Raw genomic sequence first — 13,853 nt, forward strand, 5'->3', positions numbered from 1 at the left:
AGAGGCGAAGACTCGGAACGAGGAAGTCATCCTCTTCTTTATACAGGCTTTAATCAGGGTTTCAATTAATTCGAGCTCATTGTCCTCATTAACCATTTATTCAGTATAGTTACAGGGTTACAGATGAATAATCTCTTAGATCGATTGGCGGCTTACCTCTAATAAAAACACTTATGGACATTGAGTAATGACTTGTAGGATCTCCCCCAATAATTAGCAAAATAGGTTCAGGGCAATTCATCGACCTATTGGAAGATATAGAGATCATTTGTTTGGAATCAATGGTACTCATCTTGCTAGAGGAAAAAGGATGAAAGTGCCACTCCCCCAGGTAAAATGCCTTCTCAACTTTCCATAACGAATCGAGCCACTCTTTTAAACCTTCAATACCTCTGTAAAATCGAGTTCTTGTGTATTTGGAGTCTCTGGGTGCAGCGCTGCTCTTTACAATAACGGCTTTTTTCAATGCATCATCATAATATCCAGCCAGAATGCCTCCAGTTTCTAGATACCCACTTGAACTGCACTGAGCCAATATAAACGCTAAGATTTCCTCACAGAACTCAACTTCAAGGCCACTCTCAATATCTTTATACTTATGAACGAGCATTAAAACACCTCGCGGTGCTTCAATATAACACCTGCTGGCATGCCATTTAATTGTTGTTGTTCATAGACAGCGAATATGTTGGGACCGAATGGATTGAGCCACCATGGTTCCATCTCTTTTATTGCTAATCCAGCCATAACCCAAATATCATCTGAACGAGCTGGGAACAAAGGATGATAACATCCGATTCCATCTCTAGGTAAGATTATATCCTTATTTTCGTTTTGTTCTAACTCAATCCATCGTTTGATAAGATCATAAAAAGTTTTGCGAGGAAAAGGATGTTTGTTCGATAGGAAAATAAAAATCCTCTTTGCTCCAAACCCAAGGGATACAGAAACGAATCTTTTCGGTAGAGTCCAGTCAAAAGAGTACAGGTGATCAATAACTGCATCGCTACCTGTCGTATCAATAATTACGTCATATCCCTCTATTACATCCACCTCATCCTCAGACAAATTCGGAAAAGGTTCATTTATAGCCGAGGACCAGACGTGTATATTGTTATGATTTATCCGGTTAGATAAAGCCTCCGCCTTATTCATATATAGATGATTTATGCCAAGTGTATGCCGAGAAAGGTTACCGGCTTTTAGAATATCTTCATCACAGACCAGGATTCTTGATATACCGGTTCGGGATAGTAATTCCCCAATAGCTGAACCGAGTGCACCAGCACCGATTAAAACGGCTCCATCCCTCTGGACTTTTTCATCTAAACTCCCCCTGCTCAGAATTGCTTCCTTACTCCAGTTCTCTGTACGGACATATTTTAATTTTCGCTCAGGCTTTAACTGATTCAAGCGATCACGAAGGAAATAGTAATCTTTTGCTTTTCTAAATCCATTAATCTTTTTCACTTTTTTAGTTAACCTGCTGACTTCAAAACTGATCCAGTGAACGACTGTGTTTTCTCCCCCAACAAGTTTAGGGATTTGAAATCCAATCAATAAAAAATTCCGGCCCTCTAATCTGAAAATATTCATACGTTCATAAATTTCATTCCAGAGATCAAAATGGTGTTCTTTGCAGATTGTTTCCAGCTCTCTGAAGGTTCTTGGATAAGACCAAGGCTGTATTATTGGTTGAAACGGAAGGAGTACCCATACACCGTGGAATAGCTTATTTGAATCAGCTCTGATAAGTTTCCCCCAATCATATGTATGGATCACCTCTGACTTTTTACCAAAGAAAGCCGACACAAATAAGGTGTTACGATATTCATGTATCTCTTTAAGAGATACATGACCAGATCTAATTTTTGTTTCGTTCCATACTTGAATATGCTTTTGTTCTTCTGCAAAAACCACTGAAAAATTCGGTTCGAAATGAGAATGAGGCAATTCGAAATAGTCTCCTGGGATGGCTAAAGAATCAATTGAAGCAGCAAGCAGCCACTCTTTCAGTCGCTGGACATGCCAATTAATGCGCTGTTCTTCATCCATGAGCTCGTCACTATCAGACAGTAATTCCAGTTGACCGGTATCCCAATCAGTGCAGATCTTTCCTAACCTCCAAGGAAGGTAATCCTTTTCAATGTTTTCGTTCATATGTTTATAGGTAAGGGTTATACTATTTACTTTATCAGGAAATATGCTTATCGATCCCCTCGGATAAAGCGGATCGATAAGCATATACCACTGCGTCGTTTGGGGGATTGATGAATTTATATCTAGCCCAGATACCTTTAAGCTAAAATGAAGAACCCAACTCTTAAGCCTTGCAATCCAATATACCTCTTCAAGCTGCTGGTACCCATCCATAATTTCAAGTTGAATACATCCAGTATTTATACGTTCAGGGACAGAATTAATCATCCGAAACGTCCACCTACAATATTAGGAGTTGTCGGATTATCTCTTTTTGAAAATCCAACACTTGCCCTGTTGTCCTTGTCGGTTGTTGCCTCTGATGTAGGGAATTTAGAGCCAAAAAGTTTATTCCATTCTTCTGCACTTTCTTTTACTGTGGTCGCATCTGTAGCCTTCCTAGCAATTACAGCTGCTTCTTGGATAAGATTATAGAACTCATCGTATTCTTCATCAGTAACCCTTCCCATGACGTCATGGGAAGGTACACCATGGTCTGCCATAAAAGGCTTTGTTGGGTGATCGTTAACAATGGCCTCTAAGACTTCAGTTACTCCTTGTCCGACACTACCGATATCATCAGGGCAACATAAGCCTATCAAATGTTCAAAAGGATAACCCTTTGGATATTTCGGCAAATGATTCAATCTTCTCCACCACTTTAAAGTCTTAACTACATTAACATAATGACGATTGCAAGATTTATTTTTTTCTTGTGTCCATTTAATTTGAGCTAAAGGGTCTGTTTGTTTCCATTCTTTAGCCTCTCGATCAGGTATCCAAAGAGGAACCGATTTCCATTCAGGTTCATTTGCGTTGGAATAGGTCTTCCATACAGAGCTTGAATCCAACGTTTCACCAAGGACTGCCCATGACTTCTTTAAGGTCCATGTTTCAATCTCTTCCAGTGCACGAGCATCGGTGACACTATTTGACTCCAGAATTCCTTCTTCACTTTCTGAAGGTGCTGCCGTAATGACGACATCTAGGTCAACATAACTTAAAGAGATTCCTATTGAACGACCTTGAATTTTGTATTTACCAGCATAGTGCTTCTCCATAAACGGCACAAAAACTTGAAGAGCATCTTCTGGATTGCTGTATTCCTCCATACTCAATTTTGTTACTACAATGACATCCACATCGGAGCGGCTTTCTCCTTTTGGTCGAACAGCGGTTGATCTTCGATAACTTCCCTGAAGAAACGTACTTACAATTATCTTCGACATTTCTTCGTCTTCTTCTAATCTATTCCTTAAAGTGGTGTGACCTGTAATCAGATCATTCACTTGATTACCTGTTAGCCGAATTTCTTTAAGAAATCTCGCAAAATAAGTTGGAATATTCATTTCAAGACCTCCAATTTATTAGTAAGGGAGCAAAAAAGAAAGGGTATATGATCCATCGCCAGAAAAGTTATGTTCATATAGAACAATCTCCGGAATATTTGCAGCTTGTTGAGCAAGGAAGAAAACAAAACCATTAGGCGCTGAAATAAAAAAGTGAACTTTACCCTTTCTTTGATTTGGATTGCGTTTGTCTAAAGCTTTGATTACTTGCTCAGCTAGTTTCCAGGCATGCGTACCATCCTTGACAGCTTTAAATCCTTCTGATGGCATACGGAAATGATAAAAGGTCTTCACAGGGAGTTGGTTATTCTCAATGTGCCACTCAACATGAGGCTTTACATCACGAGTTACACTAATGGCAACAACCGTATCTCCTTCAGTTGAAGTGCTATCTAAAACCTCTTCGATGAAAGCTGAATAGCTTTGGTCCTGGCAATGTACATCCGGAATCCATGCAATTAAGCCGTCTCCGCGCTGAACTGGAAATGCTCTAACTCCTGATTTGGGATTTAAGGTTAACCCTAAAGCAAATGTTATGGAAAGATGTGTGTTGAGTTGAAGTAAGTAGGCATTGCCTGGTGAAAATACTCCCTGTGTGAACTTTCTTAACTTCTGTGCAATATCGTCGTTCCAGGTTTTTTCAAGTTTAATTAGCCGTCCATCGAAGTGGTCACAAAGACATAGTAAGTGACTAGTTTCTTCCTCCAATTTTTCTGCATGAGAAAGGAAACTGCGAATGCCAACAGGAATCTCGTCTATGATTAATTGTAGACCCGTATATAGTCCCTCTCTTCGGCACAAATTCAAGAGAGTTTCCTTGTTGAAACGCTTACTTCCTTTGCTTGCACAATTAACAATTAAATCGTTATAGGGATTTACGAGCACTTTAAAATCAATGGGTTTAAGCCCAGCGAGCATTAATTTTGAATTAAGTAAATCTCTGATTAAAATAGAAATGCCGGGTTTACTATGCTGAATACGAATACATCTCAGGATTTTCCGCAGCTCTTCTTCATCGTCTAAACCGAGGTGTTCCATCATGGCTCTTCGGGCTAGAGCTATTTTAGTTCTTGGTTTCCCATCAAAAAAAGCATTCAAATTTAATTTATTGTGATAATTATCCAATAAAGTTTCTAAAAGATCGTCATTTTTTATGTTCCAGGGTGTTATTAAATGAAAACGAGCGTTGGTGTACCCTTTCGTTAGAGCATCGCGTACACGAGCTAAAAACGAGTGCGTGGAGGCGTTAATGAAAGAAGGATTAATGAGGTCTAACAATTCAATTGAATGTGTGTTCTTGACATGATATTTGACCTGATAGAAGTCCATGGTGATTTCGTCTGCAATATCATAATCCCCTGCTATAGGTTCGAAATACTCAACTACAACATCATCAAGAGATTTAACACGATCATCTTCGTAGTATACTTCTTTAATATTGGTATTGTTATGTAGTAACTCGGATGCAAAAAACCAAAAATAAAGATTTTGATACGTCATACCGGCATTAATTGCATCAATGGCTTTCCCCATGTATCACAGTCCTATTCTTATAATTAAGAACTTATGTTCTCGACATATTATCTCACATTAATCGTTCATATTCAATTGTCTTATCTTATATCTACTAACACTATCCCTAATTTAATTCATGGGTTAAGCGCTTTTTAAGCTAGTAAACACATGACCTACAGAACATATTTTTAGGAACAAACAAGCTGGCAGATGAGTATTAAATTTCGAAAATTCTGATAGTAAAACTACGAAAGTTACTATTGATTTTCGAGATGTGTGGGCTCCTTAAACCGGCCTAACGAAAACATTCTTTTTCTAGCAGGTATGCAAGCTAGAAATAAGGATGGTCAGATCGATCAGCATGTTTTTAAAACGCCCTCACGAAGAACAGCGTATTAATTGGCATGTCCAGCAATTTTTATTTCTCTCCGAATAGCCGAATCCAACTGTGATGAAGATGTTCAAGCAAATTTGAATCTTCCTTCATTTGAAAGTCTTTTGTTTGGTCGAGTCTAGGCATTTGTCTTGTTTTCGTAAGAGGTTCAAGCTGTTTCCATAATCTCAATGCAGCCAAATAATCAGCATCTGTATTATAAATCGTGAAACCTTGCTGTAAAGCTACCTGGACCCAAACCACTTCGAGTTGATAAGCTTCATATTGACTAGTTCGAGCCTTTTCAAGTATGACCAGCTTTGGCGATCTTCCACTTGAGATTTGTTCCTTCACCCATGCATTTGAAGCATGTTCTAAATGCTGAGCATATCGGCGCTCCACATTGGTTGTTTGACCAATATAGACTCCTGTAACTTCAGGTATCGAGTCAAACAGACCATATATGTAACGATCGTCGATACGATCCTTGTACCATTTTTTCATGAGAAATTCACCTCTTTTCTTCTTCCAGGTCGCCAAAATAAATGTATTTTCTCTTGGGAGGCTGCTTTAGAATTCATAATGTAATGTTGTTATAAGATTATCTTGTATTTAAGCTTTTTGGCTTTAGCTCGTTCACTGTCTCATTTTACATCTATACTGGAGTATCTTTCTAGTATAAAGAGATTGCACATAACACTATTGTAATAATTCCGAATTTATTAATTCAGCATGATTCATTTTGAAGGTTTTAGCTTCAACACCATTTAAGAAGATTCTTAATGAAGACTCTATTTATGTCGATATATCAATAAAGGAGGTGCTAACATTGATATACACTTTAGGTATGATTCTAATACTTGCTATGCCTATAAGCACAATGTTAAAACACGCAAAAAACATACCACTTGTACATAGTTATAAAATAAACTTTAGACAACCATTGAAAAAACACATAAGAAAAACTAAAAATTTAAAAAGTAGCAATGACTTATATCTTCATTCAGATAAAATGCTTAATGTTCTTCTAGATTTCTATAGAAATGAATCATTAGATATCCTTACCCAAAAGCAGGATAGCATTAAATTCCTTATGAATAGCACTAGTATTAAGTCTAATTTAAATAATTCATTAGCTTCGCTTTTTATAAGTACCCTAGCGTTAATATTTTCTTTAATGGCCGTTTTCAATACTAAAATCAACTCATATGATGAGGGTTTTGTGATTTTAAGTGTAAGCTCATTGATCTTCACCCTTCTTATGGATGCTTTGCTAGAATACATCCTTAAGTCTGAGACCATTTCTGATTTAAATAATCATTTAACGGCAATAACGTATATTTTAGGTTTGAAATATACTCATGCTGATAAATATAGTTTATTAAAACTAGACCTTGATAACGAAGCACTAAACAAAATAAGAATAATAAATAAAAAAATAAATATGTAGTATATTGGGCATGAGGTTCTAAGGACGGCATATGCCGTCCAAAGCCTCCGTGTTATCCACTTGTTCTTTTTTTTACTATCGGGACTTTTACAGATTCTCACACCAGACTTCTCGCTAGCCCCTTTAAATCCAGTCCATCTGCCAAAAATGCACTTCGAATTAATTCGGGTGCTACAAACTCATCATATTTCCCTAAATACGGGGTCTCTTTGTCATCGAGTAACTGCTCCTCATTACAGTCCTTACATGCAAGGAGCATTTCCTGTAACAGTATTGGAGCATCACTTCGCCCAGATACAATCAAATAATATGGCTCCATAGGAACGACCGATCGTAATGAAAGCCTAATCGTAATGAAAGCCTAATGGATAGTGTGTGTTTGATTAATCGCTCCAGGGTCCGAAATTGCTTGCTTCCCACCCAGGGAAGAATGAACAGGGAATCGCCTCCTGCCGGAATCACAATCTCCTTGAGCAATCCGCTCTCTCTTGCCAGACGTCTGGCCCGCTCCAAACGATTCACAGCTTCAGGTGAGAGATATGAGTAGATGTCCTCAGCCGCCAGCACTTCCCTCATCTTTTGTGTAACCAGGGTATGAATATCTCCCCCAGATCCAAGCCATAACGTGTCTACCTTCCCTTTAGCTGCTTTGACGTAGACAGCTTTGTGCTTCGTATCTACCTCCACTACCTTCCACAGCTTGCCGGCAAGAGAAAAACAATAACCTGGAGGTGGAACAGTGGTGATGGAACCAATTTCTTCAGAGCCATTGTAGACGGAGTGTTCCTCATCATCCTTGAACACCGCATAAAATCGAAAATTGTTAACGATTTTCTCGCCTGTGAGACCGATGATCAAGTTCTTATCCTCTGTCCACTGAATATGGTCTGTTTGAATCAAATAATTTAAAAAGGTCTTATACTGCTCTGGAGTTATTCCCCTAAAGGAAGGTAACGTTAATATCGCCCTCGCTAAGTCAGCAGGCTGGGCTTCTCCCATGCTTTTTAGGATGCTCATGGTCTGATGGTACATTGTCCCGATCGGGAGCCTGCGAGTCTCCAGAGGCTCTACCCACTTGTGCCGGACATATAGCTCGATGACGGCAATTGCCCGTAGCAAGGTCCAGGGAATTCGAGCCGGGAGTGAAGCCTCTTCGTCCTCTTCCTCATGAATGACAAACATCATTTCGGATGCCTTATCCTCCCTCCGGCCGGAGCGGCCAAGCCGCTGCACGAAGCTGGATGTACTATAAGGAGCACCAAGCTGGACAATCCGCTCCAATTCACCTAAATCAATCCCAAGCTCCAGTGTTAGCGTTGCAGCAGCTACAGCGGGGCCTGGATCGCTTTTCAGAGCATTCTCTGCTTCCTCTCGAAGCATGGCCGATATACTGCCGTGATGGACATAGAACACATCTGGTTGATGACGTTGCGCAGCAACCCTTCTCATTTCTAGCGTAGTCAATTCAGCATCTGAACGGCTATTGGTGAAAATCAGGGATTTTTTGAGATAGGTGCTCTCGTAAATGTGATTATAGTAAGCTTTCTTGGCATTTTGTAGCTGTTCTGCTTGTTCCTCATCACGGGCATCCGGGAATGAAAAATGATCTACCCGTAGACGGAGTTTGCGGCCTGTTGAAGAGGATACGACTTCGACTGCTTGCTGGCTCCCGGCCCCCAGCCATGCTTTAGCTGAATCGTAATCGCTCAGTGTGGCTGATAATCCGATTCGACGTGGTCTCACACCGGTCATGCGCTCAAGACGGTTAATCTGGCTTAGCACCTGAATACCACGGTCTGCTCCCATAAAAGCATGGACCTCATCTACAATCACATACCTTAGATCTCCAAAGAGACTAGGAATGGCATTGGGGCGGTTCATCAGTAACCCTTCCAACGATTCTGGCGTAATTTGCAGAATCCCGGAAGGACTGCGTACCAGCTTTGTTTTTTCGGATTGGGATACGTCCCCATGCCAATGCCATACGGGGATATGTGAACCCTGTATCAATTCCTTAAGCCTCTCAAATTGATCGTTTATCAGTGCCTTTAAAGGACCAATGTACAAAATGCCTACGGACCGTGAAGGCCGTTCATGCAATTCTGTAAGAGCGGGAAAGAAAGCAGCCTCTGTCTTTCCCGAAGCGGTTCCTGCGGCAATTAGTAGATGATGGGGAGTATCAAAACATATTCGGCACGCTTCTACTTGAGCAGCTCTTAGCTCGTTCCACTTCTTTTTATAAATGAACTCCTGCAAAAATGGGGCGAGCCGATAAAATGGATTTTGCGTCATAATTCAAACTCCGACAGAAAGTCATTGACTTCATCGGGATCTGATTCTACGGGGGCAACTGACCTCTCCCCAACGAGCTGTGCGAACGAAACCTCAGGATTCTGGTGCAACGTATGAAGGAGATCCATAAAATCCCGGATTACCTCCCGTGGTGTGAGTAACTGGTCAGCACCAAGTCGTCCTACGGCTGTCTGCATAAATGAAATAAGGTCCTCATTCGTTAATGATGAGCTGTATCCAAAATGCTGACCATGAATTTGAGTCAAACGCTGCAGTAGAATAAGAATTTCTTCATGAGACAGCATTTCAAGCTTTAGAATCGGACCCGTATAGTTCAAGTAGCCTTGATTCGCATATCTTCCTTCAATCAGCCGGGAGCGAAGAGCTTCATAGCTGAATAGTCCCCTTCGTTCATCCTCTACGAATTTCGGCGTTCCGCCTATGAAAATCCCTAGATTTTCTGCTTTCCCCTGCATTGTGTCGTTAAACATAGTGAGTAGCTTCTCATAGTTGCTTTGTCGGGCAATACTATTGCTTATCTTGTATAGATTAACTGCTTCGTCTATAAAGAGAAGAAGGCCCTTATAACCGATTCGCGAAACAAATTCCGCCCAGAGTTTGATGTACTCATACCAGTTCTCATCATCAATAATGACACCCACATTCAGCTCTCTTTTGGCCTCCGTCTTGGTTGGAAATTCCCCTCTGAGCCAACGAAGAGCAGACTGCTTTTGGTGATCGTCAGCAAGCTTGTAGCCATTCCAGTAAATGGACAGTACTCGGGCAAAATCAAATCCGTGCACTAGACTTTGCATCTCCGTTGTAATCTCGAAAATTTTCTGCTCCACCTCAACGTTCAAAGCAGGATCATTAGGACGAAGTGACTTTTCTATCATCACTTCTTGTTGGATAGAAGCTATCCACTTCTGAAGAATAGACTCCAGGGCCCCCCCATCTGGTCGTGTCCGCGTGGACAAATGCATCATCAGCTCACGATAGGTGGCTAGGCCCTGTCCTTTCGTTCCCACAAATCTTCGTTCTGGAGACAGGTCAGCGTCCACTACCACAAAATCTCGATCCATTGCATAATTCCGAAGCGTCTGCAGAAGAAAGCTTTTGCCGCTCCCGTAACGGCCCGTAATAAACTTAAAGGCCGCCCCTCCCTCTCCAATATTCTCCATGTCTCTTAAAATGGCTTCAACCTCTGCCCTACGGCCAACTGCGATATGCTCGAGTCCTATCCGCGGTACTACTCCGGCAGTCAGAGAGTTCACAAGGGCCGTGGTAAGTCTCTTAGGTATTTTTTGTGCGCTCATATTTTGTTCCAACATTCTGTTCACCTCTTCAAATTCTTCACATCATTTAGGTACTCTTCCACAACACCATCTTCTGACACGATCAAATCTCCAATATGCTCCATCGCGGCTTGGTTAATTTCGTCGATAAGAAGTGTTGGCATCGTTCCATGCTCTTCTGCCAATCGGCTTAGTTCTATTACGGGTGCATCGCTCATTAGTGTTGCCAAAGCGTTGAAGTGGACTTCGTTCAAGGCTTCCGCCAAGAGTAACCATTCCTCTCCAAGGTCTGCCGTATCCCACGAAGACTCTACAGAGTTATCCAGTGATTGTGCTTCTTCTGCAGCAGCACATTGTAAATGGGTGACTAGTTCCGACTCATGCGAGACTTCCGCCGACATATGAGCGTCATTTGATGTCTCGAGTGGATCTTCTATTTCTTCAATCGTTAACATCTCACGCACATACTCTGTATCCAATTGAAGCTGTGCTAGTTTATCAGTATCAATTTGAATGGCAGTTGTAATAGACTGTTTGGCATACTCTCTGGCTAAGTAACGCTCAATTAGTGTCTCCACTTCCGGCTCCAAGGAAATTCCTTTTAACCGTCCCTTAAAGCCTTTGTATTCCCGGAGTTTGTTCTCGGCAAATTTGATAATCTGAGTAATATATTCTCGTAATGGTTCATGATCTAAAATGGGCAAATGACTGACGGAAAAAGTGCTGCCGTAAAGTCTATTGTTATATACTGCACTACGGAACAGGTATCTTTGTGTCACTAGCATTTCACCAGGAGAAAACATATCTATTAGACGCACATCGTGTATTTTATTGATATATCCATCCACAACGGCGAGAATACGGGGGATATAGAATTCAAGATCATCCTTTCCTTCTCCCAAGTAGAATCTGCTTCGTTTCATATCATAATTGCTTAAGCTTAATAGCATATCCAATGAAAGCTGAAGCGGAGATTTCTGGAACTTGCTTAATAACTCCATTGCAAGAAACTCTCCAGGTAGCCTATCCGGCTTCCTTGTCAATACATCCAGTTCCCCAATTGTACTTGTTAACTGGTGGACTAACGCAAAATCATATATCCAGTTAAATAAGTAGTTCTCAAGTTGACGATAAGCTTCACCATAGTGGATCAGTAGCTGTGTAAGCTGGAATAGTCCATGCTTTGGCTCTGCCCATCCTACTCCATTAATGAGCTCATAGATATGCATAAAAATATAGGATAGGTCCGTCTCTGGGTATCTCATGTTCCTGACTTCCGATCTCCAGTAAAAATACCATTTTTGTTGGGAGTCAGTCATGTCCCGATACGTAGGCCAGTAGCTCATGAATTGAACAAAAGGCGCTGGTTCACCGTTGCGATCGGCAAGTGACTTGGCCTGTTCCACAAACTGCTGCTCTCGAGATTCGTATTCTACTGACACTTTCACGGTGCGTTCCTGAAACGAGATTGTGCTTGCTGGTATATTAATTCCCACGTCCTCTTCATTGGACTCATTTAGGTCAAACTCTGAGAAAAAGAGATCATCTGAGCTATTCTTCACGCTTGTATTCACCTTCATCTGATAGGGTTCTGGCAGTAAGGCAAGCGGAGCGTTCTGATCAAAAATGGTCCAGCGCTGCTCGCTTGCAGAATGGAGTTGCAATAGCATTTCATGCGCTGATTTCACATTACTCTGCTCAAGGTAATTGGCATCCGAAAACAAGGAAAATCTGCACCGAGACTTGATGGATGAGAGTGTTCCGTATATTTTGGTGTCTGTACTTTTTGTTATAAGATCCGGCTCCAACATAATTAGCAAATCGTACTTCTGCTTCATTAAATCGGTTTGCTTGCCCAGAACACTTGGTGTCACTGCAATATAGGAAACGTCCTCCAGTTGAAGTCGATTCGCTTCGGCCAACGACGTGATCCACGTGAAATTAAACGTATCACTGCATTGCTTTTTTAATGACTCCAACATTACCTTGGTGCCAACCATGAGGATTTGCACTTTAGGAAACTGAGTGATTAGTTGAAAGAGGTACTCTAGAAGAGGACTCCCCCAAATGACCTGTCCCCCTTTAACTCCACCATTCAGGCCCCAATGTGCCAGAAATTGAAGATGCTCTAATACAGGGGTGCTTGATTGGTGTGGCCAGTTGAACTCAGGGAACTCAATTTTGCTCCAGGGACCTTCTAAACGGTAGCCTCCTCTTTCGAGAATTTCCCGAGCTCCTAAAGAAAAAACGTTATCTAAAGAGAGACCATTTACAGCGCGTCCCATAACCCCGATACCTACTCGCCTTAAATCATCTACCGCAATCCATCCCGATCCATTCCTTATGTATTGCAATCTGGGTTTCAATCGTCGGGAGATTGCAGCAGCGCTCATCTGGACACCTTCAACCTTAAGCATAGGCGTTGCGGTGACTTGGCCTACGCCATTATTAATTTGAACCGATGCTGCAAGGATGAGCTTAATTGCGCTCTGAATAGGATGGGCTTGTAGTAATCCTTGAACATCGCCCGAGGTAAATCTCTTCCATTCCCCTTCGATCTGCGCAACTACATTGGGTATATCTTCCCCTTGGAGAAGGATTATCCCATTTTCGTCTGCAGGGTGCTTAAACAGAAAATCATTCAAGTAAGCTGGATGCGGGCCGGGATATAGATGGTATCCATCTAAGAGATAACCCTCTAGACCAGGAATTCGCATAGGAATGTCAATATTCACATTCACCTTTAGTTTGATAGCGTCCGTTCCAAACTCGAGAACTTGGAAATGAACTGCATCTTGGGATTCAAGGATGATAGGACTATACACTGGAAGCTTTCTGTTAATCATATCTGGTAGAATATTCGTCAGCAAAAAAGGAAGTTGAGCGGGTTGAATTTTACTGAATAACCAGCTTTGATCTACTGTGGTCCAATCAGGGAGATGCCAGACTTGGTTTCCTTTTATGAACCAACCATGATCAAAATTCTCTAAGTACTCTACTCCACTTGGTAGTTCCATGAGGATCTCATTTTGACTTTAGTTCCATACAACTTGAATTATAAAATCATCCGGTTGAGGTATTTGATTCAGATCCAATATAATTGGATCGATTTCAAACTGTATACGGCTTGAATCGACACTCTCCATGAAAGAGATTGCTGTCTTACGGAGAATTAACACATCGGTTAAACCAAGCTCAATTTCGTTCAAGTCAGTATTTCTCCATCTACTGAGAATGGAGTCATCTAGTAATGAAGGAAGTGATAGCACCTTCTGAATTGCTATAGATCGATGTTTTGACCAAGCACTAAGTATAAACCTTTTATTGGGGGTAAAATACAGTTTCAAAGTATACTTCTTTCGACTAAAAAGCCTTAATAA

Annotated in this window: 8 protein-coding genes and 1 pseudogene; 1 reads left to right on the forward strand and 8 read right to left on the reverse strand. The window is 41.2% G+C overall.

What is annotated here, in order from left to right; all coding sequences use genetic code 11:
- Positions 1 to 109 precede the first annotated feature (109 nt).
- From BN1546_RS24505 to BN1546_RS24525, 5 genes are all read right to left on the reverse strand, one after another.
- Positions 110 to 610 (reverse strand): MPN domain-containing protein, encoded by a 501-nt coding sequence (locus BN1546_RS24505; protein ID WP_090739032.1) that lies wholly within the window; start codon positions 608 to 610, stop codon positions 110 to 112.
- Positions 610 to 2,427 carry a ThiF family adenylyltransferase gene (locus BN1546_RS24510; protein ID WP_090739033.1) on the reverse strand — a complete coding sequence of 606 codons (1,818 nt, stop codon included), beginning with the start codon at positions 2,425 to 2,427 and terminating at the stop codon, positions 610 to 612. Before BN1546_RS24510 ends, BN1546_RS24505 begins: the two co-directional genes overlap by 1 nt.
- Entirely contained in the window at positions 2,424 to 3,548 is a 1,125-nt protein-coding gene (locus BN1546_RS24515; RefSeq protein WP_090739034.1) for an SMODS domain-containing nucleotidyltransferase, read from the reverse strand. Before BN1546_RS24515 ends, BN1546_RS24510 begins: the two co-directional genes overlap by 4 nt.
- An 18-nt stretch (positions 3,549 to 3,566) precedes the next feature.
- Positions 3,567 to 5,081 (reverse strand): SAVED domain-containing protein, encoded by a 1,515-nt coding sequence (locus tag BN1546_RS24520; protein WP_090739035.1) that lies wholly within the window; start codon positions 5,079 to 5,081, stop codon positions 3,567 to 3,569.
- Positions 5,082 to 5,481: 400 nt separating this feature from the next.
- Positions 5,482 to 5,940 carry a GIY-YIG nuclease family protein gene (locus BN1546_RS24525; protein ID WP_090739036.1) on the reverse strand — a complete coding sequence of 153 codons (459 nt, stop codon included), beginning with the start codon at positions 5,938 to 5,940 and terminating at the stop codon, positions 5,482 to 5,484.
- A 325-nt stretch (positions 5,941 to 6,265) separates the two neighbouring features.
- Between BN1546_RS24525 and BN1546_RS24530 the strand changes: the two genes are divergently transcribed.
- Complete coding sequence (locus BN1546_RS24530; RefSeq protein WP_090739037.1) at positions 6,266 to 6,886, forward strand: hypothetical protein; 621 nt, start codon at positions 6,266 to 6,268, stop codon at positions 6,884 to 6,886.
- Positions 6,887 to 6,983: 97 nt separating this feature from the next.
- Here the strand turns inward: BN1546_RS24530 and BN1546_RS24535 are convergent.
- The 3 genes and pseudogenes from BN1546_RS24535 to BN1546_RS24545 form a co-directional block, all read right to left on the reverse strand.
- Positions 6,984 to 9,178: pseudogene (locus tag BN1546_RS24535) on the reverse strand (DEAD/DEAH box helicase).
- Positions 9,175 to 10,494, reverse strand: a complete 1,320-nt coding sequence (locus BN1546_RS24540; protein ID WP_090739191.1) for an ATP-binding protein — start codon at positions 10,492 to 10,494, stop codon at positions 9,175 to 9,177. Before BN1546_RS24540 ends, BN1546_RS24535 begins: the two are co-directional and overlap by 4 nt.
- Positions 10,495 to 10,514: 20 nt before the next feature.
- On the reverse strand, positions 10,515 to 13,490 hold the full coding sequence (locus tag BN1546_RS24545) for a TerB N-terminal domain-containing protein (protein WP_090739038.1): 2,976 nt from the start codon (positions 13,488 to 13,490) through the stop codon (positions 10,515 to 10,517).
- Positions 13,491 to 13,853: the final 363 nt, after the last annotated feature.

The organism is Paenibacillus sp. Mc5Re-14 (genome assembly GCF_001049835.1).
GTDB classification, from domain to species: Bacteria; Bacillota; Bacilli; order Paenibacillales; family Paenibacillaceae; genus Paenibacillus; species Paenibacillus polymyxa_C.